This is a genomic window from Actinophytocola sediminis (assembly GCF_054779715.1).
On record NZ_BAAGXS010000011.1, the window covers coordinates 66,928 to 87,885 of the forward strand.

Below are 20,958 nucleotides of genomic sequence, written 5' to 3' on the forward strand. Positions count from 1 at the left end.
TGGCAGGATCGGCCGGATGACGGTCTATGCCCAGGATGGTTACGACCTCCGGGTCGAGTGGGGTAGTGCGGGCGTGCGCGCCCTCGGCCAGGATTGCGCGGTGCTGGTCGTGGTCGACGTGCTGGTGTTCACCACCTCGGTCGACATCGTGCTCGGCCGGGGCGGGCGGGTGCTGGCGCTGCCCTGGCGCGACGAGCGCGGCGCGCGGCTGGCCGCCGAGGCGGGCGCGACCCTGGTGCCGGCGGGACTGACCGGCCTGGACGGCGCGCGCCTGGCCGCCGACCGCTCGGCCGGCTGGTCGCTGCGGCCATCGTCGCTGGACGAGGTGCCGGCCGGCACGTTCCTTGGCATCGCCTCGCCCAACGGCGCGACGCTGTGCGCGGCGGCGGCGCGGACGGGGGCGACGGTGCTCGCCGGTTGTCTGCGCAACGCGTCTGCGGTGGCCGCCGCGGCGCACACCCTGGCCGCCGGCGGGCCGGTCGGGGTGGTGGCGGCGGGGGAGCGCTGGCGCGACATCGACGACCGGCCGCTGCGGCCCTCGATCGAGGACTGGCTCGGCGCGGGGGCGATCGCGGCCGCGGTTGCGGCGGCGCGTCCGTCGCCGGAGGCCGAGTTGGCGGCGATGACCTTCCGGGCCGCGGGTGAGCGGTTGCCGGCGCTGGTGGCCGGGTCGGTGTCGGGCCGGGAGCTGATCGCGGCCGACCTGCCTGGCGATGTGGCGCTCGCGTCCGATGTGGACGTCAGCGAGGTGGTGCCGGTGTTGGCCGACGGGGTGTTGGTGCGGGCGTGAGTGGTCGCTGGCTGGAGGTCGCCGCCGGGGTGTACGCCAGGCGGTACCGGGAGTTGGACCAGACGCTCGGTCTGGTCGTCGGCGCGACGGGCTGCCTGGTGATCGACACCGGGACCGACGAGACGCACGGGGCGGAGTTCGCGGCGGCGATCCGGGAGGTGACGCCGCTGCCGTGGACGGTGGTCGTCACCCACGCGCACTTCGACCACTTCTTCGGCACCGCGGCGTTCCTGCCCTGCCCGGTGGTGGCCCACGAGCGGTGTGCCGCCGCGATGGCCGACTCGGCCGAGGACCGCCGGGCCTGGGTCGAGCGCTACCGGGCGGAGGGCCGGCCCGAGCTGGCCGGCAGGCTGGCCGCCGCGCGGCTGGTGGCGCCGACGGACCTGCTGACCGACCGGGTCACGATCGACCTGGGTGGGCGGGTGGCGGACCTGGTCCATCCCGGCCTGGCGCACACCGACCACGACGTGCTGGTGCATGTGCCGGACGCCGCGGTGGTGTTCGCCGGCGACCTGGTCGAGCAGGGCGCGCCGCCCTCGGTCGGCCCGGACGCGGTGGTGGCGCACTGGCCGGCGGCGCTGGACATGCTGCTCTCGCTCGACCCGACGGTCGTCGTCCCCGGTCACGGCGAGCCAGTGACCCCCGACTTCGTCCGCGCCCAACGCGCCGACCTGGCCGGCCGCTAGTACGCCAATGACCTGACCCCGCACCCGTTGCCGCGGGGCCAGGTCAACTGCCCTGAATGCCTCATTGGGGACGGTGAGCGTCGTCAATGCCTCATTCAGGGCATCGCACCGGTGCCACGTGGCTCTCGGGCACTAGAACCCGAAGTCGCCGCCGCCGAAATCGCCGCCACCGAAGTCCCCGCCGCCGTAGTCGCCGCCGTAGTCACCGCCCATGTCGCCGCCGGCATCTCCACCATCGCCGCCCTCACCGCCACCGTCGCCGGACTCCATGGCGTCCTGCTGGCCGGCGTCGTAGCCCTGCTCCCACGCGGCCGCGTCCGGGATGCCGGCCATGCCGGCGAACATCGTGCTGAACAGCAGCATCGACCCGAGGCCCCACGCGCCGGCGACCAGCGCCGGCTTCCACCACGGTTCGCTGTACCAGCCCTGCGGCACCGGCCGGCCGGCCACGCGGCCACCCGGGTAGTAGTGCGGGGTCTGGCGGCCCGGCTCCGGGGAGGCCTCGTAGTCGTGGCCTTCCACGCTGACCTGGCGGTTCTCGGTGACCTTGCCCGCGCGTTCCTGGTCGGGGTCGCGCGGCAGCTCCGGGCCGGGGTCGATGCCCATGGCCGTGCGCGCGGCGCGGACGTAGTAGAGGCCCTCCATCGCGGTCTTGGTCACCAGCCGGCACTGCTCGATGGTGGCGGCCTGCTCCATCTGGGAGCCGGCCGCGGTGTAGCGCTCGGCGGCGTCGGCGATGGCCTGGCTGGAGGCCACGTCGGTGCCGGTCAGGTTCATCACCTGACCGCCGAGCCGCTCGACCCAGCGCCGGGCGTCGGCCTTGGCGTCTTCCAGGCGCGCCTCCCTGGCGTTGGCCTGGTTCCTGGCGAAGGTCGTGCCGATCGCGACCACAACCAGAAGTAACGCGATGACCACGATCAGGGTGACCATGGCTCCCCTCCCGATTCACCGGCTTCGTCTGGACCGGTCTACGTGGTCAACGGGCACGCCGCGCCGGGAGTTCCGTCCGGATCCAGGACAAAATTGACTGTGTATACGCATTGACAGGTGGTAACTGACCACCCTCCGGACGTAGGGTGATCGTTCATGAGGGTCGGATCGCCGCTACTGGTGCGTGAGGCCACCGTGGCAGACGCCGAAGCCATCGGCGAGGTACATGCGGAAGCGTGGCGGGCGGGCCACCGGGATCTGTTCGAACGCGACTGGTTGGACCGGCTCGCGGAGCGACGGCGCACGGTGTGGACGTCGGTGCTCGGCGAGTGGCGGTATCGCAAGCACACGATGCTGGTGGCCGAGCGCGGGCCGAGGGTCGCCGGGTTCGTGTACTTCGGGCCGCACAGCGACCGCACGCCGGACGCGGAGGTGCTCGACTGCTACGCGCACCCGTCGGTCTGGGGCCAGCGGGTCGCGGCGACGCTGATGGACACCGCGTTCGAGCGGCTGCGCGACAGTGGGTTCGGCCGGGTGCGCCTGTGGACGATGGCGGGCGCGAACCGGGCGCGGGGCTTCTACACGTCGTTCGGCTTCGAGGAGACCGGCCGGCGGCGCGAGCACGACTTCGGTGACGGCCGGCCGGTGCTGGAGGTCGAGTACGCCGCCGGAACCGGCTAACCGGACAGCGCCGCCCGGATGTGGTCGGGCATCGGGGTCTTGCCCAGCGTGGCCGGGTCGACGAACACATGCCGCACCTCACCGTCGGCGATCAGCCGCTCGCCGACGCGGAACACCGGGTGGATGATCATGCTGGTGGTGCCGAGGTGCTCGATGGGCAGGGTGATGTCCAGCTCGTCGTCGAACTTCGCGCCCTCGACGAACCGGATCCGCGCCTCGGCCACGACGAGATCGTGCCCGCCGTCGACCATCGCCTGGTAGGGCCCGACGCGCTCGCGCCACAGCTCGGTGATGGCGACGTCGTAGAAGAACAGGTACTGCCCGTTGAAGACGACACCCTGCTGGTCGCACTCGCTGTAGCGGACCCGGAGCCGATGGGTGAACGGTGTGGCCACGCTGACCTCCTAAAGAGTGAGCCGATAGCCGAGCAGCCGGTACTGGCCGATCCGCGGGTCGTCCGGCCGGACGTGCCCGTCAGGGTGCCATCCGTGGGCACGGTAGAACGCTCGGGCGCGCTCGTTGAACTCCCACACCCACAGCCGGGCGACGGTCGCCGGCTGGGTCTGGACGGCCGCGGCGTGCAGCCGGGTGCCGATCCCGCGCCGGTGATGGTCCGGGTCGACCTGGAGCTGGTACAGCTCGGTGCCGACCGCCGGATCGGGATCGGGGTGGTAGGGCGGCCCGAACACGATGAACCCCACGAGGTGCCCGCCGATCTCCGCACACCGCACGGTGCGGTCCTGGCGGGTGACCATTCGTTCGTAGTCCGCGACCTCGCGCCGGTTGTCCTCGGCGAGCTCGGCGTCGTCGAGGTGTCCTCGGTAGACCGTCGACCGTGCGCGCACGTGCAGCCGCAGCACCGACGACGCGTCGCCGATGACCGCCGGCCGGACAGTGATGTCAACCATGGGTAGTGGACGTATGGCCCAGGTCAGGCGTTGTCCGTGATTTGCGACCATCATCGCCATGACCGGGCTCAACTCCCTGTTCCTGCACGCACTCCGCCTGCATCAGCGATCTCCGGACGCGCCCCTGCCCCGTGCCGGCGAGCCCTACCCGGACGACGAGGGCCATCGGCGGGGACCGCGGACGGACTCACGGCTGAGCGGCGTGGCGGTCGCCGACCTGCTGAACCGTTATTTCGCCAACCCCGACGCGCGGCCGAGCGAACTCGCGTTCGACGACGTCGACGTCCCGATCCACCACAACGAGCACATCGCCTCGGCGGCACTGCGCGCGGACCGGCAGCGCGTGCGGCACACGGGTCGATGGTTGGTGCGCCACGGCACGGATCGCCGCTCGGCCACCGTCGGGCTGGCACTGCTGGCCACCGACTCCGCCGAGGAGGACATCCCGCTGATCCAGACCATCGGCCTGCTGTCGAACCGGTTCGGACCGTTGGCCGCCGCGGCGTTGACCCGTCGACGCGGCGGCGAGCAGGCCCTGATGTGGCTGGCCGAACGGGTCACCGGCTGGGGCCGGGTGTACGTCATCGAGGCGCTCTGCCAGCGAGGCGCCCGAACGTCCCGCCAGTGGCTGCTGCGCCACGCCTGCGACGGCGACTTCCTCAACGGCTACTTCGCCGGCCAGGTCGCCACCGCGGCGCATCTGCACCAGGCGATCGTCGCCCCTGATATCGATTCTGACATCGATGACGACCTGGTGGACCACACCGCCCGCCTGCTCGCGGCGATGGCGGACTGCGGCGGCATGGGCATGACCCTGGCGCACTACCCGCCGGCGTCCATCGTGCTCGCCGCGCACGCCGCGCACCTGGCTCGACAGCCACCCACGGCGAGCAGGTATTTCCACGCGGCGGTCATCGCCGACCAGTTGGCGTCCGGAATCCCGGAGAAATCCGGCTGTACCGGTGAACAACGGGACCACATCGTGCGGCAGTATCTCGCCGTGCTGAACCAACAGTCGTGGTGTGCCGCGGTCCACGCCGACCTCGACCATTTCACCGACTGGTTCATCGAGAATATCGCGACCCGATTGCGGTTACGCGCGTTCAGCGGCCACTGAAAGCCCGTCGTCGCCGGAACGTAGGATCAGTTCTCCAATGATCACCAACTTCTTGCTGGACCACTCGGCACTCGTGCCGGTGGCGCTGGTCCTGATCGCCGTGGTGTGCGTCGGCGTCGGTTATCTGCTCCTGCGGGTCCGCCGGCATGGACAGCGGATCATGTGGACGCTGGTGGTGTTGTCCCTGGTGCCGGTGGTCGCGCTGACCCTCGTGCCGACCGCCGGCCGGGCCTATGCCGTCTGCACGCTCCAGTTCGCCATGCCCACACTCGGCACGGTGGAGCTGCTGGCCAACGTGGCCCTGTTCATCCCGCCGGTCTTCTTCGCCACCCTGGCCACCCGCCGCCCGCTGCTGACCCTCGCCGTCGGCACAGCGCTGTCCGCCGCGATCGAGGCGGTCCAGGCGCTGGCCCCGGCCATCGGCCGCGCCTGCGACACCAACGACTGGGCGATGAACACCGCGGGCGCGGTCATCGCGGTCCTCCTGGCCGGCGGCACCAGCAAACTCAGCCGATCCGGCGAGGTGGCCAGCAGCTAGGAGGTTCGGTGGCGGGGTGGCATGTGTCGTTCGCGTTCAGCGGCGGTGGAACGTGGCGGTTCTACGAGCTCGACGGCGTCTCGGTGCCGCTGGCCGAGATCAAGCAGGCCGCCGCGTGGGTGGCCGAGGAGGAGGGCGCCATCGCCAGGGCGCTGTTCGTCGAGGCGATCCGGGCCAAGCTGAAGGCCGCCGAGCGCGGGGCGCTGACGCCGCCGGACGACGTGAAGACGGATCTGGTCAGAGCCACCGGCCTGCACGAGCTCCGGTGGCAGATCGAGGACCGGCAGTGGCGGATGTACTACTGCGAGCCGCTGCGCCGTCATCAGCAGCGGATCATGCTCAGCCTGCTGTTCAACGAGAAAACCACCGCTGACCTGCAGGACAGGGACATCGACGGCGCGGTGACCCGGTACACGTGGTGGGCTGAGGACCACCCCAGCTAATATCGGTAATAACCGATACCGAGGAGGTGGCGTCGATGGACGAGTTCGACGCGGCACTGGGGATGACCGAGCCGGACCCCCAACAGCTCCTCGCGCGCGGCCTGACGGAGGCCGACCACCGGTGGGTGCGTCAGCTGGTGGAACTGCGCAAGCGGCATGGCCTGAGCCAGACCGACCTCGGCCGGCTCATGGGCCGCACGCAGAGCGTGGTCTCCGACATCGAGTCCATGTCCAGCGATCCCCGGCTCTCGACCCTGCGCCGGTACGCGATGGCCGTGGGCGCGCAGGTGACACACCAGGTGACCGACGCCGCCGCGGGGGCCGCGATCGAGGTACCGCGACGGGTGCACCGGGTGACCGCGACGGAAGCGTCCCGTCACCACAGGGTGCGGGCCGAGTCGTCGCCGGCGGGCTGGCGCAAGGTCAACGCCCACGCGGACGGCCGAATCCTCCGCGTACCGGCGGCGGCCGGTGGCTAAGGCGAGCCCCAGGTATGTCCGCTGCACGTATTACCAGGCGACAGTTGAACCGGTGGAACGTGCGTCGGATGACCCGTTCCGCATGGACTTCCATTTTCGCGCCGAGGACGACGCGGTCGTCTTCCTGATCACCACGCAGCTCTATGACGACAAGTTGAGCATTTCCCAAACTCACGTAGCGGGCTTCGAAAGCGGCGTCCTGGAGGTCGACGCCACCGACGACGACGTCGCCGCCTTTCTGGAGGAAAACGTGCTGCCCGCCGTGTTTCCCTATATCCAGGAGGGCGCGAGCGCGGCCGCGTCCCGCGTCCGCCCCGGCAAGCCGATCAACATCGGCTGGAACTTCCAGGAACCACTGGATCTGAAGCAGGACTGAGGTCCAGCGTGACCGTGGACAGCGGGCAGCCGACGCACGCCAGCACGTAGCCGTCGGCTTTCTGTCGCGGCGTCAGGCAGTTCGGCTCGTTCATCGCGACCTCGCCGTCGCGGAGCCGCACCATGCAGTCCCGGCAGTTGCCGACCGTGCACGAGTACGGCATCGGCAGCCCCGCCGCGAGCCCGGCGTCGAGCAGCGTCTGGCCGGGCTCGACCACCACGGACCCGACCGCGCGCGCCCCGTCCCGGACCACCATCTCCTGCGGCCCGGCGGCCGTGGTGGTGATGTCCGCCCCGCTGGTGTAGCGCTCGCGGTGCACGCGGTCGTCCGGCACCCCGAGCTCGGCCAGCACACCCTGCACGGTGTCCATCAGCGCCTCGGGTCCGCACAGGTAGTACCGGGCGTCCGCCGACCGCCGCGGCTCGGTCAGCCAGCGGCGCACGCCCTCGGCATCGAGCCGGCCGTGCACCTCGGTCAGGACGTGGGTGACCGACAACCGTTCCGGATGCTCCTGCTCCAGCCGAAGGAGCTCGTCGGCGAAGATGACCTCCTGCGCACCGCGGTTGCTGCAGAGCAACGAGATCCGACCGGCCGCCGGTGTGCCGAGCAGGGTGGCGATCACGCTCATCATCGGGGTGACCCCACTGCCGGCGGCGATCAGGACGACCTCGTGCGCCGCGGCCGGATCGACGTGGAACGCCCCGGACGGACCGCGCACCGACAGCCGGTCGCCGGCGCGCAGGCCGCGGTGGACGTGGGTGGAGAACCGGCCGCCGGTCACGTGCTTGACCGTGACCGCCAGCCGCGACGCTCCCGGAACCGACGACGCGGAGTAGGCCCGGCGCACCGGTCGGCCATCGATGTCGGTGACCAGCGTGAAGAACTGCCCTGGCCGGAAGTGGAACGGCTCGGCGTCGGCCAGCACGAGGGTGACCGCGCTGGGCGTCTCCCGCCGGATCTCGGCGATCCGTACCTCCCGCGACGGGCGCTCGACCACGGGCGCGACGGCCGAACGCCTCGGCCGCTGCACCTCGTACCCTTCCTTGCGCAGCCCGGACCGGTAGGCGCGGTTCATCACCAGCCGCAACACGCGGCCGATCCCGGGGATCCGCGCGACGACCGTGAGCACGCGCGCGAGCACGCCCTTCTCGGCGTCGGCCAGGTTCGCGGCGAGGTGATCGCCGGCCAGGACCATCAGGTCCGGCACGGTGCCGCGTTCGAGGTGTGCGGTCCAGACGCGAGAGCGGGCCACGGCGTCGTTGCCGGTCACTTCGGCGTGTTCGACATCGATGAGCAGCGCCGCGTGCGGCGGCGTCCCGCGCAACGACATCGTCTCCAGCAACGCGGGGTCGTCAGTGATCGAGCCCCGGCCGCGCACATGCAGCACCCCGGTCCGACCAGGAACGAGGGCGGCGAAGGCGAGCCGATCGTCCTGGAGCAGGTTGCGGAGACTGTCGGTGCGTTTGTTGCCCCTGCGGTCCGGGATGACGAGCGTGCGGCCGTCCAGGATCCGCGCCACGGTCGGCCAGTCCCCACGCGGGCTGGTGTCCCCACCCCCCGACCTGTCCCAAGTGGACAAAGCGAGAAACGGCGCGGCGGCAAGGAAGTTCGCGACACCAGGCCCGCACAACGGCCCATCACCGTCCACCCCGGACGCCGGCTCGGCGGGAGTGGGCGGCTGCCACAGCCGCGAGCGGATAACGGCCTGCGCGCAGTGCACATAGGCCTCCGCGACATCGACGAACGTCTCAGCGCCCCTCGTCCTCGCCACGGAACCGTTGACCCGCAACGTCTCGCCGACACCCGGCAGGAGGAAGAGGAACGACACCGGCCCGTGCGCCCGGCCATCGGGCAGGGTGAACGACAGTCGCGTCGGCGAGTGCACCCGCACGAACCCCAGCACGCCGCCGATGAACGTCGTGCGGCTGACACCGTCGGCATCGCGGTAGCCGAAACCCGCGAGGGGGCAGTGCGCCAGGAGGGTCCGGCAGCCCTCGTCAAGAGCGCTGATCTGCTTCAGCATGATCATCGGCGGCGGTTGTCCCACGGTCGCCTCGATCTCGTCGACCGTCGTCATGCGGTGAAGCCGCATCGGAATCCCCCTTCAGCCAGGTGCACGGCACCCATGTCCGCCGCGTCAGGAGTCTTGTTCTCGCAGCTCAAGACACTATTATGAGCATAAGCTCAGTTATTTGCTACTCGCTTTCGCCGCCATCGGAGAGGATCAGGATGCCATCGTCGGACCGCCGCTTAGAGCCACGTCGGATGCCCCGCCAGGTGCGCGCCGAGCTGACCCGCGACCGCATCCTCACCGCGGCTGCTCACGTTTTCGCCGAGCATGGCTACGCCGCCGGCACCACCAACCGCATCGCCGAACGCGCCCACGTCTCCATCGGCTCGCTGTACCAGTACTTCCCGAACAAGGACGCCATCCTCGCCGAACTGCTGATCCAGCACATCGACCGCGGCACCTGGACCGGCGCCGAACAACTCGATCTCTCACCAGGAACCCTGGAACAGGCGGTCCGCGCCCTGATCCGCGACGCGATCGACAACCACCGCGACGACCCCCGCCTGCTGCGAGTGATGATCGAGGAGGCACCGGTCTCCCAGGAACTGCTGGACACGATCGACCGCCACGGAAAGCTGCGCACCGCCCAGGTCCGCGACGTCATCGTCCGCCACCCCGACATCCGCGTCGGCGACCCGGATGTCGCCGCGGAGCTCATCCTGTTCACCGTGGAGATGAACACGCACAAGTTCATGGCCGCCCCGCGCACCATCCCCGTCGAGACCTTCGAGAACGAGTTGGTCGCCATGATGACCAGATATCTACGCGGCGACCAGTAGCGACGACCTGGATGACATCAGGGAGGCGCTGGGCCGTCACAGACTGACCTGACTCGGGCCATCGCCGCAGAAAACCGGGGCACCGTCCTGGTGAGTGTGCTGAGGAGTTGATCGACGGTGATGGCGGGATTTCGGCAAGCGGCGACGTGCTCGCGGACACAGCGGTTGGTCTGGGCGGGGTACAGGTCGAGTTGGTCGAGGAGAAAGTCGTCGGGGTGGACGGCGTCGATGTCGTAGGGCTTCAGCGCCGCTGGCGGGAAGTCCCTGAGGTTGGCGGTGACGATCACGGCAGCGTCAGCGCGCACAGCCGCGGCCAGTACGTGCCGGTCCTTCTGGTCGGTCAACATCGCCGGGATGAGCGCTTCGTAGCCGGTCACGAGGGCGTCCGGGAAGGTGTCGCGCATCTGCTGCACTCGTTTGCGAGCATTGGTCGAGGTAACTCCGACCTTGGGAAGGTTGCGCTCAACCTCGTCGAGCACGTCTTGGGACCACAGCGGTCGGTAGGTGTTGGCCTCGGCCAGCCTCAGCAGGATGTCGGTCAACTTGATCGGTATGAGCACGCAGGCGTCGAGGAGGGCAGCGAAGGCCATTGAGCAATTCTGGTGGAGGCGTCAGCGAGTGTGGATGAACCCATCGGCCGTGTCGTCAGTGCCATCATCGAAGGCGGTACGGGTCATCTCGTCGAGGTTGGCACGTCGCCGCGCGCGAGCCTGTTCTTGGTAGGCGACAACGTCGACGAGCATGACTCGACGATGCCGGCCGCGACGCCCGAACGGGATCTCGCCGTCTTCGAGCAGGCGAACGAGGGTCGGCCGAGATATACCCAGCAGGTCAGCGGCTTCCTGGGTGGTCAACTGTGTGTTGTGGGGCGCGATCGTGATGGCCAGCCCCTGTGACATGGCGTCGACGACGTTCCGGAGCACCAGGTAGACCTCTTCGGGCAACGGCGTCGGCGCCCCGTCCGGGCCGACAAGTGCGGCTGAGGGCATCTGCAGCGCTGTCGCCAGGCTTGCCAGCTCAGGGGCATCCTTGGTCGGCGGCAGCACGGTGTGCGATTCCAAGACCGCGGTCATCGTCGTCCTTCCCGAAGCTCCTTCGTAAGATCAGTCTATCCGAAAAAAACGAAAGCGCTAGCTGTGGATGGCGACGACGGCCGGACAGCTCTTGGGCCGTCGAAGGCTGAGTTGGCCCGTGCGGTCAGTGCGGAGCCGGCCGTGATCCGTCGTCTGCTGCCGCCTGGGCGCCGGAACCCCCACGATCGGCACGGTCGCCGAGGTCGCGGCAGTGCTCGGCCTGCGGGTGGCGCTGGTTCCGATGGCTGGTCGGCCAGCGCGAGCGGACTCGACGTGCACAAGTCGACACATGTGCACTCATGAGTGCACATGTTGACTCAGGAGGCACCTATACTTGGCTGCGTGAGCGCTGAGCGTGACGAACTGCTGCGCCTGGTCCAGGACCTGCCTGAGGATCAGGTGCCCCAAGCGTTGGCCGAGGTCCGTCGCCACCTTCGCTTGGTGAAAGACCACCCGTGGCCCCCGGCTTTCTTCGCCAGCGCCCCCGGCGACGGCACGCGAATCGCTGACCGTGCGGATGACCTGCTCCGTGATGGATTCGGTCGCTAAGGTGATGTGTGATCGTTTGCGACACGGCTCCGCTCGTAGCCGCAGCTCTCTTCCGCGATCCTGACCACCGCCGCTGCGTCGACCTGTTCACGGGCCTGCGGCTGGCCAACCGGGAGATGTTGCTCCCCGCCCCCATCATCGCCGAGGTCGGATACCTGTTGGCGCGAGAGGCCGGCGCCCATGTCGAGGCGACGTTCCTCCACTCGCTGGCCGAAGGCGACTTCATCCCGGTGGAGCTGATCGCCGCTGACTACGAGCGCATGGCGGTCCTGGTGAGGCAGTACGCCGACCTCCCGTTGGGAACCTCTGACGCGTCAGTGATCGCGCTGGCGGAACGCCTGGATATCACTGAGGTGGCGACACTCGATCTGCGCCACTTCACGGTAGTTCGCCCGCGCCATGTGCAGGCACTCACGTTGCTGCCGGAATAAGAGTCACCGACCAACTTGGATCGTCTCTCTGCTTCGCGAACTCCATGACTGCACCCTGGTCGACCTCGACGAACTGGCGGAGCCATGCCGAAGTTGAACCGTGAGGTGATCCGTGCGTGGCTGGTCGAGCACAACTGGACTGTGCGGCGACTGACTGAGGAGTGCAGTGCGCTCGGGCAGGACACCTTCAACGAAGGGACCATGCGCAACGCTGTCAATGGCATCGACCCGATGCGGCCGGGCCGGATCATGGTGATCTGCAAGGTGATGGTGATCTGCAAGGTGACTGCCAAGTATGGCGACGGCATCACCTATCGGCGCCTGGTGGTCGGTCCCGTGGACGGTGGCGGCCACTGACCCTGCCTGGCTGATCTGGCACGAATCTGGCACGGCCGGGGTTGTCCGGTCCGTGACGCAAGATGCCCAGGCTCACAGCGCACACTGTGTGACCTGGGCTTCTGTGTGGAGCGGGTGACGGGAATCGAACCCGCATGACCAGCTTGGAAGGCTGGGGCTCTGCCATTGAGCTACACCCGCGCGGACGTTGGGGGCGTCCTCGCGAAACAGCCTAGCGTGCCGCGATACGCTGTGACCGCATCCCCCGCGAGGGGCTGCGGTCGACGGGCTGTGGCGCAGCTTGGTAGCGCATCCGCTTTGGGAGCGGAGGGTCGCAGGTTCAAATCCTGTCAGCCCGACCGGTGTCATGTCGGCTCGTCAACCCCGGCGAGCCCATTACCTCACGAGTTCCATAGACTCGGGCCGACCCCGTGGCTCAGGTCGCCCCGGGTGTGTCAGGTCAAACCAGCCCGAGGAGATCACGTTGAAGAGCACCGTCGAGCACCTGAGCCCGACACGGGTCCGGATCAACGTCGAGGTGCCTTTCGACGAGCTCAAGCCGAACTTCGACCGCGCCTACCGCAAGATCGCCAACCAGGTCCGCATTCCCGGCTTCCGGCCGGGCAAGGCCCCGGCTCGCGTCATCGAGCAGCGGATCGGGCGCGCGCCGATTCTGGACGAGGTCGTCAACGAGGCGATCCCCGCCAAGTACATGGAAGCCCTCGACTCCGAGGAGGTCCGCGCGCTGGGCCGCCCCGACTTCGAGGTCACCAAGATCGAGGACGGCGACCACCTCGCCTTCACGGCCGAGGTCGACATCCGGCCCGAGATCACCGTGCCGGCTTTTGGTGAGTTGTCAGTCACCGTCGATGACATCGAGCTGTCCGATGACGAGGTCGACGAGCAGCTCAACGAGCTGCGTGCGCGGTTCGGCACCCTGGCGGGTGTCGATCGGCCCGCCGAGAGCGGGGACTTCGTCTCCATCGACCTCTCGGCCACCGTGGACGGTGAGGAGGTCGAGGAGGCCAAGACCTCCGGGCTGTCCTACGAGGTCGGCTCCGGCGAGATGATCGAGGGCATCGACGAGGCCATCATCGGCGTCGCCGCCGGCGACTCCAAGGTGTTCACCACCAAGCTCGTCGCCGGCGAGCACGCTGGGCGCGATGCCGAGGTCACCGTCACCGTCAACTCGGTGAAGGTCCGCGACCTGCCCGAGCCCGACGACGACTTCGCCTCGCTCGCCTCCGAGTTCGACACCATCGACGAGCTGCGCGGCGACCTCCGCGAGCGCCTCACCCGCGTCAAGCGCATGCAGCAGGGCGTTCAGGCCCGGGACAAGGTCCTCGAGGCCCTGCTCGAGGTCACCGAGGTCCCGCTGCCCGACGGCGTGGTCACCTCCGAGGTCGAGGTGCGCCAGCACGACGCGGTGCACACCTTCGACCACGACGAGGACCGCTTCGCCGAGTTCCTCACCGAGCAGGGCAAGTCCCGCGAGGAGTTCGACGCCGACCTGCGGGTCGAGGCCGAGAAGGCGGTCAAGACCCAGCTGGTCCTCGACCAGATCGCCGATGCCGAGAACCTCACGGTCGACGACAACGAGCTCACCGAGCGCATCATCTACCAGGCCCAGCGCTTCGGTGTCAGCCCGGACGAGTACGTCCAGCGCGCCCAGCAGTCCGGCCAGCTCGGCGCCATCTTCGCCGACGTCCGCCGGGGCAAGGCGCTGGCCTCCGTGGTGCGCCTCGCCACGGTCACCGACGCCTCCGGCGGCAGTGTCGACCTCGAGGAGCTGTTCGGCCCCCGGGAGCAGGCAACCCCCGAGGAACCGGCCACCGCGGACCAGTGACGCTCTGAGCGAACTTGAGCATTCCTGGGCATGCCACCCTGCCCAGCTTCGTTAGTGTCGGACATGAGACAGAACAAGGTCATTTCCAGCACCCGCCCGGTGCTGGCGTGAGCGGAGAAAGCAGGCAGACGTGACGCAACCACTGCGGATTCGGTCGGCGACCGTCTTCCTCGGCTCCGCGCTCACCCGCGCCAGCCAGACCCCCAACGGCAGCGGCAGCTGACCAGACCTGAGGAGACCTGAAAAGTGAGCGACCTTCACCTCCCGCAGTCCCGGTACGTGTTGCCCTCCTTCGTGGAGCGCACCAGCTACGGGGTCAAGGAGTCCAACCCGTACAACAAGCTGTTCGAAGAGCGCATCATCTTCGTCGGCGTGCAGATCGACGACGCCTCGGCCAACGACGTGATGGCCCAGCTGCTGTACCTGGAGTCCGTCGACCCCGACCGCGACATCATCATGTACATCAACTCGCCGGGTGGCTCCTTCACCTCGCTGATGGCGATCTACGACACCATGCAGTTCGCCCGTCCCGACGTGCAGACCTACTGCCTCGGCCAGGCAGCGTCGGCCGCGGCCGTGCTGCTCGCGGCCGGCACCCCCGGCAAGCGTTTCGCGCTGCCCAACGCCCGCGTGCTGATTCACCAGCCCGCTATGGAAGGCGTCTACGGGCAGGTCTCTGACCTGGAGATCCAGGCCAACGAGATCCAGCGCGTCCGGCGGCTGATGGAGTCCACGCTCTCCCGGCACACCGACCGCTCGGCGGAGCAGATCCGCAAGGACATCGAGCGCGACAAGATCCTGACCGCCGACGAGGCCAAGGACTACGGGATCGTCGACGAGGTGTTGTCCTACCGGAAGCTCTCCGCTACCAAGTCGTGAGGCACTGTGCCAACCCCGCACGTCGAGCGGCCGTCGGCCCCGCTACCAGGGCCACCTGATAGGCCGAATCCGACAACTCGGCGAGTAGGTTCTCGTATTGAGTGGGGGTTGGCAGGTACCGTCGAAGACAACAGGCACTCGACCGGGCCTGGAGCGCAGTGCGTAACACTTGCACTCGAGGCCCGGTCCAGAAGCCAAACATCCAGACGTGCTCACGGGTACGTCGGAGGGGACAGAGGTCAGCGGTCATGGCGCGTATCGGTGACGGCGGAGACCTGCTGAAGTGCTCTTTCTGCGGAAAGAGCCAGAAGCAGGTGAAGAAACTGATCGCCGGTCCTGGCGTTTACATCTGCGACGAATGTATCGACCTCTGTAACGAGATCATCGAGGAAGAGCTCGCCGAGGCGGGTGACGTCAAGCTCGACGAGCTGCCCAAGCCGGCCGAGATCGACGAGTTCCTCGACCAGTACGTGATCGGCCAGGACGAGGCCAAGCGCACCCTCGCGGTCGCGGTGTACAACCACTACAAACGCATCCAGGCAGGGGACCGTTCCCGCCCGGAGACCCGTGAGGGCCGCGAAAGCCGCGACGAGGCCGTTGAGCTGGCCAAATCCAACATCCTGCTGCTCGGCCCGACCGGCTGTGGCAAGACCTACCTCGCGCAGACCCTCGCCAAGATGCTCAACGTCCCGTTCGCGATCGCCGACGCCACGGCGCTCACCGAGGCCGGCTACGTCGGCGAGGACGTCGAGAACATCCTGCTCAAGCTGATCCAGGCCGCCGACTACGACGTCAAGCGCGCTGAGACGGGCATCATCTACATCGACGAGGTCGACAAGATCGCCCGCAAGTCGGAGAACCCCTCGATCACCCGTGACGTGTCCGGCGAGGGCGTGCAGCAGGCGTTGCTGAAGATTCTCGAGGGCACCACCGCGTCGGTGCCGCCGCAGGGCGGCCGCAAGCACCCGCACCAGGAGTTCATCCAGATCGACACGACGAACGTGCTGTTCATCGTGGCCGGCGCGTTCGCCGGGCTGGAGCGGATCATCCAGGACCGGATCGGCAAGCGCGGCCTCGGCTTCGGCGCCGAGATCCGCTCCAAGGCCGAGATCGACACCGCCGACTTCTTCGCCGACACCATGCCCGAGGACCTGATCAAGTTCGGCCTGATCCCGGAGTTCATCGGCCGCCTGCCCGTCGTGGCGAGCGTGACGAACCTGGACAAGCCGTCGCTGGTGCAGATCCTCACCGCGCCGCGCAACGCCCTGGTCAAGCAGTACCAGAAGCTCTTCGAGATGGACGGCGTCGAGCTGGAGTTCACCGAGACCGCCCTCGAAGCCGTCGCCGACCAGGCGATCCTGCGGGGCACCGGTGCCCGTGGCCTGCGGGCGATCATGGAAGAGGTCCTGCAGCCGGTGATGTACGACATCCCGAGCCGCACCGACGTCGCCAAGGTCGTCATCACCGAGCAGACCGTCCGCGAGAACGTGAACCCGACGATCGTGGCCAGGCAGCCATCGCGTCGGGAGCGTCGCGAGAAGTCCGCCTGACCTGCCGGTAACGCCGATGTCGCGCTACGTGCTGCTACTGCACGGGCACACCGGCTCCGGCCCGCAACACTGGCAGAGCTGGCTGGCCGGCGAGCTCGCCAACACCGGTGTGGCCGTGGACATCCCACAGCTCACCGATCCCGATCGGCCCGACCTGGAGGTCTGGCTCGGCGAGTTGCGCCATCATCTCGAGGTCGCACCGCCTGCCGATGAGCGGATTCTGCTCGCGCACTCCTGTGGTGCGCTGCTGTGGCTGCATCACGCCGCCCGGCTGGTCGAGAACCACACCGAGCTGCGTTTCGACCGGGTCCTGTTGGTGGCTCCGCCGGGGCCGGGCTGGACTCATCCGGACGTGTCGGGGTTCGCGCCGGCGCCGCTGGACGCGGGTGGGGTGCGCCGGGCCGCTGGCTGGACCCAACTGGTGGTCGGCGACGACGACGGGACCTGTGCGGTGGCCGACGCCGTGACGATGGCCGCCCAGCTCAAGATCGACCTCGACGTGATCCCCGGTGGGGCCCACCTGAACACCGATGCCGGCTACGGCCCGTGGCCGGCAGTACACGAGTGGGTCGCCGACAAACACGCCCGCCTGGTCACCAACCAGTGACCCCGGCCGCCAGGCCCCGCCACACCGCAGCGAAGGGTCCCTTCACTGCACCAGACGCAGCGAAGGGACCCTTCGCTGCGTTCGGAGCGGACCGGTGGCCAACTCGCGGCTGTGCGTGGCTCCTGGTCAGTGGGTGGCGAGTAGTTGGTGCCAGGCGGTGACGGGGACGGTGAGCCGGGGGCCGGTGGGGTGCTTGGAGTCGCGAACCAGGACTCCGTCACTCGTAGATGGCGGTCGACTCGACCACGCCACTTCCACGCAGCTCGATCCCGATGCGCCGCTGTAGCTGCTCTTGCGCCAGGTTGTCTGCGACACCCCGTTGACTCCCTCGGTCGTATTCGTCGGCCAGATCAGCCGCGAACTTCCGAGATTGTCCCTCATCCAGGGCGATGTCATCGAGTGTCGGCGTGAGTTCGCGGTAACTGCGCACGTGGCTGCTGTCGTCCAGGATCAGGCCACTGCCACCGAGATGGTCCAGATACACGACTGGGCGGTGGCCGTCGAACTCCATCAGGTGGAACGCCCCGCTCACCACGGACCGCTCGCCGGCCGCGCTGGGCACGATTCGCAGGGAGACGTTGTCCAGCGCGGCTGTGAGCACGATGTGCAGCAGTTGCTCATGCATGGTCTCGTCGGCGCCGACTCGCAGCCGGAGGGCGGTCTCGTGGAGGTAGAAGGTGAACCGTGCCGCATTCGGTAGGGACAGGATCCGGCGTCGCTCCATTCGGGTATGGACAGCGCCTTCCAGAACTTCGTCGGTGAAGCCCTGGTTGCCGGTGAAGATGAGCGTGCGGGCGTAGTCGGGCGTCTGCATCAGCCCATGGATCACCTGTGGCTCGTAGATGATCGAGCGTTCGGCTGACGACTCGTAGAAGATCAGTGACTGGAGTGAGCCGCCGATCCGTTCGTCGGACAGGTAGTAGCCCTGGTTCAGTTCGGCGACCTTGGTGAACTCGATGAGCCGGTCCAACTCCGGGGACGCCTTCAGGCCGCACATGACCGCGAACTGGATCACGTCGGTGATGGACGAGGTCCGGCCGCCGTTCTCCATGCGCGAGATCGTGGTCAGCGGCCAGCCCNAGTAACGCTTCTGCATGCGGACACGCTAGGCCCAGATCCCGCAGAGTTCCGCACTCGTCAACCCAACTCCACCCGATCGGCGCACGTCAACGCCAGCCTTTCCGCTCCAGAAAGCTTAACAAGAACCCTTGCTAAGGATTCCTTGCTAAAGGTATGTTGTTAAGCATGGCCGACGTCGCACCCCGGATCACCGACCCGAAGGCGCTCCGCGCGCTCGCACATCCGCTGCGCTGGCAGCTGCTGGAGATCGTGGGCCGCGAAGGCACCGCGACCGCCACCCAGTGCGCCAACGAAACCGGCGAGAGCGTCGCCAACTGCTCCTACCACCTCAACATGCTCGCGAAATACCACTACGTCGAGCAGGCAGAAGGCGGCCAGGGCCGCGAGAAACCATGGCGGGTGACCGACACCCGCATGTCCGTCGACGAGCTGGGCATGGACACCGACGGCCTGCTCGCCGCCAGGGCCGCGACCGGAGCCTTCCTCGACTACGAGCTCGGCCAGATCCGCGAACGCCATCACTCCCTGCACCTTGAGCCGGCGCGGTGGCGCACCGCGGTCGGCATCGACAACTCCCACGACTACCTCACCGCCGAGGAGGTCGAGGAGCTGCGGGCGACCCTGCGGGACCTGACCGACAAGTTCCGCGAGCGCCGAACGAACCCGGAGCTACGCCCCGACGGCGCCCGCTCGGTGACCATCTTCCTGTCCACGACGGTCGCCCCCACCACCGACTGACCCGAAAGCCAACCCCAGCCAGGCCGTCCGCCGACGGCCCGGTTCCGCCTGCCCGCAGAAAGGCCCCGCCATGGACCCGTACAGCGCCCACATCATCGCCACCAGTCGCGGCGCCGACTTCCGGCGCGACGCCGAGGAGGAAAGGATCGCCAAGCACGCCCGTGAGTCCCGCGCCGACGAGCAGCCAGCGCCGGCCATCCGACGGCCGGCACGGGCCCGCAGGCCGGGCCTGGTCCAGTAGCGTGCGGGACGTGACCCGACGCTACGACGTGGTGGTGGTCGGTGGCGGCCACAACGGCCTGGTCGCCGCCGCCTATCTGGCCAGAGCCGGCAAGTCCGTGCTGGTGCTCGAACGCCTCGACAAGGTCGGCGGCGCGGCCGTCAGCGAGACCCCGTTCCCCGGCATCGCCGCCCGGCTGTCCCGCTACTCCTACCTGGTGAGCCTGCTGCCGTCGGCGATCGTCGCCGACCTCGGGCTGCGGGTGTCGCTGCGCTCGCGCCCGGTGTCGTCCTACACACCGACCCTGCGCGCCGGCGAGCCGACCGGGCTGCTGGTGGAACGCGAACCCGGGCCGGCCACCGCGGCCTCGTTCCGCGCGCTCACCGGCGCGGACACCGAGTTCGCGAACTGGTCCGCCTGGTACACCGACCTCGCCGCGATGGCCAAGGCGGTCGCGCCGACCATGCTCGGCCCGCTGCCCACGCGCGCCGAACTGCGCGCGCTGGTGGTCGCCGCGGCCGGGGAACGCTTGTGGCAGCAGGTGTTCGAGCAGCCGATCGGCGAGGCGATCGAGGAGACCTTCGCCGACGACCTGGTGCGCGGCGTGGTCGCCACCGACGCGCTGATCGGCACGCACACCTCGACCAGGTCGACCTCCCTGCTGGCCAACCGCTGCTTCCTCTACCACCTGATCGGCGACGGCACCGGCGAGTGGCGGGTACCGGTCGGCGGCATGGGCGCGGTGACCGGGGAACTGGCCAGGGTGGCCGCCGAGTCCGGCGCGCACATCACCACCGGCGCGACCGTGACGGCCGTGGACGCTGACGGTGTGGACGCCGAAGTCCGTTACGTGTCAGGCGATGCCGAGCACACCGTGGCCGCGGCTACGGTGCTCGGCGGGGTGGCGCCCTCGGTGCTCGACCGGCTGCGCGGCCGCCAGGCGCAGTCCCCGAGCGGGGCGCAGCTGAAGATCAACGTGTTGCTGTCCCGGCTGCCGAGGCTGCGTTCGGGTGCTGACCCGAGACAGGCCTTCGCCGGCACCTTCCATCTCGACGAGTCCTATGTGGAGCTGGAGAACGCCTATCAGGCAAGCGTCTCCGGGAAGATCCCGGATCCGTTGCCGGGGGAGACGTACTGCCACACGCTCACCGACGAGTCCATCGTGGACGGCGAGCTGCACACGCTGACCCTGTTCGGCCTGCACCTGCCGGCGGACCTGTTCGTCGAGGACAACGACGGCCTGCGGGACACGCTCGTGCGCCGCTACCTCGCCGGCCTCGACCGCCACCTGCTCGACCCGATCGCCGACTGCGTGGCCACCGACGCCGATGGCCGCCCGTGCATTGAGGCGCGCACCCCGCTGGATCTGGAGCGCGAGCTGGCCATGCCGGGCGGCCACATCTTCCACGGCGACCTCGCGTGGCCCTACGCCGACACCGACGACCGGTGGGGCGTGGCGACCGACGTGCCGAACCTGCTGCTCTGCGGCAGCGGCGCGCGCCGGGGCGGCGGGGTCAGCGGCATCGGCGGGCACAACGCCGCGATGGCCGTGCTCAGGCCGCCAACTGCTTCTTGACCTGGGCCAGGGTCGGGTTGGTGAGCGCGGCGCCGCTGGGGAAGTGCACCGTCGGCACGGTCTGGTTGCCGCCGTTCACCTTCATCACGAAGCTCGCCGCGTCCGGGTCGTGCTCGATGTCGACCTCGCGGTAGGCGATGCCCTCGCGGTCCAGCTGCGCCTTCAACCGGCGGCAGTAACCACACCACGTGGTCGAGTACATCGTCAGCGTGTCGGGCGCCTGGCTCATCTCACACTCCCCTGCAAAGGAACATCAACCGGTGCAACGCGTGGCC

Annotated in this window: 28 protein-coding genes and 2 tRNA genes; 20 read left to right on the plus strand and 10 right to left on the minus strand. The window is 68.8% G+C overall.

All coding sequences use genetic code 11. The features are described 5' to 3' along the window. Positions 1-16: 16 nt before the first annotated feature. Together ACYVIP_RS07170 and ACYVIP_RS07175 are read left to right on the plus strand one after the other, a co-directional pair. On the plus strand, positions 17-790 hold the full coding sequence (locus ACYVIP_RS07170) for a 2-phosphosulfolactate phosphatase (RefSeq protein WP_460393334.1): 774 nt from the start codon (positions 17-19) through the stop codon (positions 788-790). Beyond that, on the plus strand, positions 787-1,476 hold the full coding sequence (locus ACYVIP_RS07175; RefSeq protein ID WP_460393336.1) for an MBL fold metallo-hydrolase: 690 nt from the start codon (positions 787-789) through the stop codon (positions 1,474-1,476). Before ACYVIP_RS07170 ends, ACYVIP_RS07175 begins: the two co-directional genes overlap by 4 nt. A 132-nt stretch (positions 1,477-1,608) precedes the next feature. Here ACYVIP_RS07175 and ACYVIP_RS07180 read toward each other — a convergent pair whose 3' ends face one another. After that, on the minus strand, positions 1,609-2,406 hold the full coding sequence (locus tag ACYVIP_RS07180) for a hypothetical protein (protein ID WP_460393338.1): 798 nt from the start codon (positions 2,404-2,406) through the stop codon (positions 1,609-1,611). Positions 2,407-2,562: 156 nt separating this feature from the next. Here ACYVIP_RS07180 and ACYVIP_RS07185 point away from each other — a divergent pair, with 156 nt between their 5' ends. After that, on the plus strand, positions 2,563-3,087 hold the full coding sequence (locus ACYVIP_RS07185) for a GNAT family N-acetyltransferase (RefSeq protein ID WP_460393340.1): 525 nt from the start codon (positions 2,563-2,565) through the stop codon (positions 3,085-3,087). Here the strand turns inward: ACYVIP_RS07185 and ACYVIP_RS07190 are convergent. Together ACYVIP_RS07190 and ACYVIP_RS07195 are read right to left on the minus strand one after the other, a co-directional pair. Then, positions 3,084-3,482, minus strand: a complete 399-nt coding sequence (locus tag ACYVIP_RS07190; RefSeq protein ID WP_460393342.1) for an acyl-CoA thioesterase — start codon at positions 3,480-3,482, stop codon at positions 3,084-3,086. The genes ACYVIP_RS07185 and ACYVIP_RS07190 overlap by 4 nt on opposite strands. 9 nt (positions 3,483-3,491) lie before the next feature. Further along, complete coding sequence (locus ACYVIP_RS07195) at positions 3,492-3,995, minus strand: GNAT family N-acetyltransferase (protein WP_460393344.1); 504 nt, start codon at positions 3,993-3,995, stop codon at positions 3,492-3,494. Positions 3,996-4,053: 58 nt separating this feature from the next. Here ACYVIP_RS07195 and ACYVIP_RS07200 point away from each other — a divergent pair, with 58 nt between their 5' ends. Genes ACYVIP_RS07200 through ACYVIP_RS07220 form a run of 5 tightly spaced genes read left to right on the plus strand, consistent with a single transcriptional unit; the run spans position 4,054 to position 6,948 of the window. Next, positions 4,054-5,112, plus strand: coding sequence for a hypothetical protein (locus ACYVIP_RS07200; protein WP_460393346.1), 1,059 nt, complete (start codon positions 4,054-4,056; stop codon positions 5,110-5,112). Between the two features lie 37 nt (positions 5,113-5,149). Beyond that, positions 5,150-5,650: a VanZ family protein gene (locus ACYVIP_RS07205; RefSeq protein ID WP_460393348.1), complete on the plus strand. Its 501-nt coding sequence runs from the start codon at positions 5,150-5,152 to the stop codon at positions 5,648-5,650. A gap of 8 nt (positions 5,651-5,658) precedes the next feature. Further along, the gene (locus ACYVIP_RS07210) at positions 5,659-6,093 is read left to right on the plus strand and encodes a hypothetical protein (RefSeq protein ID WP_460393350.1); all 435 of its coding nucleotides are present in this window, start codon (positions 5,659-5,661) and stop codon (positions 6,091-6,093) included. A gap of 35 nt (positions 6,094-6,128) precedes the next feature. Beyond that, a complete protein-coding gene (locus tag ACYVIP_RS07215) occupies positions 6,129-6,572 on the plus strand; it encodes a helix-turn-helix domain-containing protein (protein WP_460393352.1) in 444 nt (147 codons plus the stop codon). A 52-nt stretch (positions 6,573-6,624) separates the two neighbouring features. Beyond that, positions 6,625-6,948 carry a hypothetical protein gene (locus ACYVIP_RS07220; RefSeq protein WP_460393354.1) on the plus strand — a complete coding sequence of 108 codons (324 nt, stop codon included), beginning with the start codon at positions 6,625-6,627 and terminating at the stop codon, positions 6,946-6,948. Here ACYVIP_RS07220 and ACYVIP_RS07225 read toward each other — a convergent pair. Beyond that, positions 6,899-9,025, minus strand: coding sequence for a 2Fe-2S iron-sulfur cluster-binding protein (locus ACYVIP_RS07225; protein ID WP_460393356.1), 2,127 nt, complete (start codon positions 9,023-9,025; stop codon positions 6,899-6,901). The genes ACYVIP_RS07220 and ACYVIP_RS07225 overlap by 50 nt on opposite strands. A gap of 152 nt (positions 9,026-9,177) precedes the next feature. On the opposite strand from ACYVIP_RS07225, the gene ACYVIP_RS07230 reads away from it, so the two are divergent. Further along, positions 9,178-9,798 carry a TetR/AcrR family transcriptional regulator gene (locus tag ACYVIP_RS07230; RefSeq protein WP_460393358.1) on the plus strand — a complete coding sequence of 207 codons (621 nt, stop codon included), beginning with the start codon at positions 9,178-9,180 and terminating at the stop codon, positions 9,796-9,798. 17 nt (positions 9,799-9,815) lie between these two features. On the opposite strand, the gene ACYVIP_RS07235 is transcribed toward ACYVIP_RS07230, so the two are convergent. After that, the gene (locus ACYVIP_RS07235; RefSeq protein ID WP_460393360.1) at positions 9,816-10,388 is read right to left on the minus strand and encodes a PIN domain-containing protein; all 573 of its coding nucleotides are present in this window, start codon (positions 10,386-10,388) and stop codon (positions 9,816-9,818) included. Between the two features lie 21 nt (positions 10,389-10,409). Beyond that, positions 10,410-10,871 (minus strand): helix-turn-helix domain-containing protein, encoded by a 462-nt coding sequence (locus tag ACYVIP_RS07240; protein ID WP_460393362.1) that lies wholly within the window; start codon positions 10,869-10,871, stop codon positions 10,410-10,412. A 342-nt stretch (positions 10,872-11,213) separates the two neighbouring features. Here ACYVIP_RS07240 and ACYVIP_RS07245 point away from each other — a divergent pair, with 342 nt between their 5' ends. The 3 genes from ACYVIP_RS07245 to ACYVIP_RS07255 all read left to right on the plus strand — a co-directional run bounded on the left by ACYVIP_RS07245 (position 11,214) and on the right by ACYVIP_RS07255 (position 12,208). Beyond that, positions 11,214-11,420, plus strand: a complete 207-nt coding sequence (locus ACYVIP_RS07245; RefSeq protein ID WP_460393364.1) for a hypothetical protein — start codon at positions 11,214-11,216, stop codon at positions 11,418-11,420. Between the two features lie 8 nt (positions 11,421-11,428). Then, the gene (locus tag ACYVIP_RS07250; protein WP_460393366.1) at positions 11,429-11,851 is read left to right on the plus strand and encodes a type II toxin-antitoxin system VapC family toxin; all 423 of its coding nucleotides are present in this window, start codon (positions 11,429-11,431) and stop codon (positions 11,849-11,851) included. A gap of 84 nt (positions 11,852-11,935) precedes the next feature. Further along, positions 11,936-12,208 carry a hypothetical protein gene (locus ACYVIP_RS07255; RefSeq protein ID WP_460393368.1) on the plus strand — a complete coding sequence of 91 codons (273 nt, stop codon included), beginning with the start codon at positions 11,936-11,938 and terminating at the stop codon, positions 12,206-12,208. 106 nt (positions 12,209-12,314) lie between these two features. On the opposite strand, the gene ACYVIP_RS07260 is transcribed toward ACYVIP_RS07255, so the two are convergent. After that, positions 12,315-12,388, minus strand: a tRNA-Gly gene (locus tag ACYVIP_RS07260). Positions 12,389-12,472: 84 nt separating this feature from the next. Here ACYVIP_RS07260 and ACYVIP_RS07265 point away from each other — a divergent pair. The 5 genes from ACYVIP_RS07265 (at position 12,473) to ACYVIP_RS07285 (ending at position 17,069) form a co-directional block, all read left to right on the plus strand. Continuing rightward, positions 12,473-12,546, plus strand: a tRNA-Pro gene (locus ACYVIP_RS07265). Between the two features lie 125 nt (positions 12,547-12,671). Next, entirely contained in the window at positions 12,672-14,033 is a 1,362-nt protein-coding gene (tig, locus tag ACYVIP_RS07270; RefSeq protein ID WP_460393370.1) for a trigger factor, read from the plus strand. A 246-nt stretch (positions 14,034-14,279) separates the two neighbouring features. Beyond that, complete coding sequence (locus ACYVIP_RS07275) at positions 14,280-14,912, plus strand: ATP-dependent Clp protease proteolytic subunit (protein ID WP_460393372.1); 633 nt, start codon at positions 14,280-14,282, stop codon at positions 14,910-14,912. A gap of 248 nt (positions 14,913-15,160) precedes the next feature. Then, a complete protein-coding gene (clpX, locus tag ACYVIP_RS07280; protein ID WP_460393374.1) occupies positions 15,161-16,462 on the plus strand; it encodes an ATP-dependent Clp protease ATP-binding subunit ClpX in 1,302 nt (433 codons plus the stop codon). Positions 16,463-16,478: 16 nt separating this feature from the next. Then, positions 16,479-17,069, plus strand: coding sequence for an RBBP9/YdeN family alpha/beta hydrolase (locus tag ACYVIP_RS07285; RefSeq protein ID WP_460393376.1), 591 nt, complete (start codon positions 16,479-16,481; stop codon positions 17,067-17,069). A gap of 126 nt (positions 17,070-17,195) precedes the next feature. Here ACYVIP_RS07285 and ACYVIP_RS07290 read toward each other — a convergent pair whose 3' ends face one another. Further along, on the minus strand, positions 17,196-17,327 hold the full coding sequence (locus ACYVIP_RS07290) for a DUF397 domain-containing protein (protein ID WP_460393378.1): 132 nt from the start codon (positions 17,325-17,327) through the stop codon (positions 17,196-17,198). Beyond that, positions 17,287-18,039, minus strand: a complete 753-nt coding sequence (locus tag ACYVIP_RS07295; RefSeq protein ID WP_460393380.1) for a DUF5753 domain-containing protein — start codon at positions 18,037-18,039, stop codon at positions 17,287-17,289. The genes ACYVIP_RS07290 and ACYVIP_RS07295 overlap by 41 nt, the downstream gene beginning before the upstream one ends. Before the next feature lie 275 nt (positions 18,040-18,314). On the opposite strand from ACYVIP_RS07295, the gene ACYVIP_RS07300 reads away from it, so the two are divergent. The 3 genes from ACYVIP_RS07300 (at position 18,315) to ACYVIP_RS07310 (ending at position 20,683) form a co-directional block, all read left to right on the plus strand. Beyond that, positions 18,315-18,887, plus strand: a complete 573-nt coding sequence (locus ACYVIP_RS07300) for an ArsR/SmtB family transcription factor (protein ID WP_460393382.1) — start codon at positions 18,315-18,317, stop codon at positions 18,885-18,887. A 70-nt stretch (positions 18,888-18,957) separates the two neighbouring features. Continuing rightward, entirely contained in the window at positions 18,958-19,128 is a 171-nt protein-coding gene (locus ACYVIP_RS07305) for a hypothetical protein (RefSeq protein WP_460393384.1), read from the plus strand. Between the two features lie 10 nt (positions 19,129-19,138). Further along, positions 19,139-20,683 carry a phytoene desaturase family protein gene (locus tag ACYVIP_RS07310; protein WP_460393386.1) on the plus strand — a complete coding sequence of 515 codons (1,545 nt, stop codon included), beginning with the start codon at positions 19,139-19,141 and terminating at the stop codon, positions 20,681-20,683. Here the strand turns inward: ACYVIP_RS07310 and ACYVIP_RS07315 are convergent. Further along, positions 20,661-20,912, minus strand: coding sequence for a mycoredoxin (locus tag ACYVIP_RS07315; protein WP_460393388.1), 252 nt, complete (start codon positions 20,910-20,912; stop codon positions 20,661-20,663). The genes ACYVIP_RS07310 and ACYVIP_RS07315 overlap by 23 nt on opposite strands. Positions 20,913-20,958 lie beyond the last annotated feature (46 nt).

Coding starts and splice junctions, on each gene's coding strand:
- ACYVIP_RS07170 (WP_460393334.1), top strand. CDS start 17: ATGACGGTCTATGCCCAGGATGGTTACGACCTCCGGGTCGAGTGGGGT.
- ACYVIP_RS07180 (WP_460393338.1), bottom strand. CDS start 2,406: ATGGTCACCCTGATCGTGGTCATCGCGTTACTTCTGGTTGTGGTCGCG.
- ACYVIP_RS07185 (WP_460393340.1), top strand. CDS start 2,563: ATGAGGGTCGGATCGCCGCTACTGGTGCGTGAGGCCACCGTGGCAGAC.
- ACYVIP_RS07195 (WP_460393344.1), bottom strand. CDS start 3,995: ATGGTTGACATCACTGTCCGGCCGGCGGTCATCGGCGACGCGTCGTCG.
- ACYVIP_RS07200 (WP_460393346.1), top strand. CDS start 4,054: ATGACCGGGCTCAACTCCCTGTTCCTGCACGCACTCCGCCTGCATCAG.
- ACYVIP_RS07205 (WP_460393348.1), top strand. CDS start 5,150: ATGATCACCAACTTCTTGCTGGACCACTCGGCACTCGTGCCGGTGGCG.
- ACYVIP_RS07215 (WP_460393352.1), top strand. CDS start 6,129: ATGGACGAGTTCGACGCGGCACTGGGGATGACCGAGCCGGACCCCCAA.
- ACYVIP_RS07225 (WP_460393356.1), bottom strand. CDS start 9,025: ATGACGACGGTCGACGAGATCGAGGCGACCGTGGGACAACCGCCGCCG.
- ACYVIP_RS07230 (WP_460393358.1), top strand. CDS start 9,178: ATGCCATCGTCGGACCGCCGCTTAGAGCCACGTCGGATGCCCCGCCAG.
- ACYVIP_RS07235 (WP_460393360.1), bottom strand. CDS start 10,388: ATGGCCTTCGCTGCCCTCCTCGACGCCTGCGTGCTCATACCGATCAAG.
- ACYVIP_RS07240 (WP_460393362.1), bottom strand. CDS start 10,871: ATGACCGCGGTCTTGGAATCGCACACCGTGCTGCCGCCGACCAAGGAT.
- ACYVIP_RS07255 (WP_460393368.1), top strand. CDS start 11,936: ATGCCGAAGTTGAACCGTGAGGTGATCCGTGCGTGGCTGGTCGAGCAC.
- clpX (WP_460393374.1), top strand. CDS start 15,161: ATGGCGCGTATCGGTGACGGCGGAGACCTGCTGAAGTGCTCTTTCTGC.
- ACYVIP_RS07285 (WP_460393376.1), top strand. CDS start 16,479: ATGTCGCGCTACGTGCTGCTACTGCACGGGCACACCGGCTCCGGCCCG.
- ACYVIP_RS07300 (WP_460393382.1), top strand. CDS start 18,315: ATGGCCGACGTCGCACCCCGGATCACCGACCCGAAGGCGCTCCGCGCG.
- ACYVIP_RS07305 (WP_460393384.1), top strand. CDS start 18,958: ATGGACCCGTACAGCGCCCACATCATCGCCACCAGTCGCGGCGCCGAC.
- ACYVIP_RS07315 (WP_460393388.1), bottom strand. CDS start 20,912: ATGAGCCAGGCGCCCGACACGCTGACGATGTACTCGACCACGTGGTGT.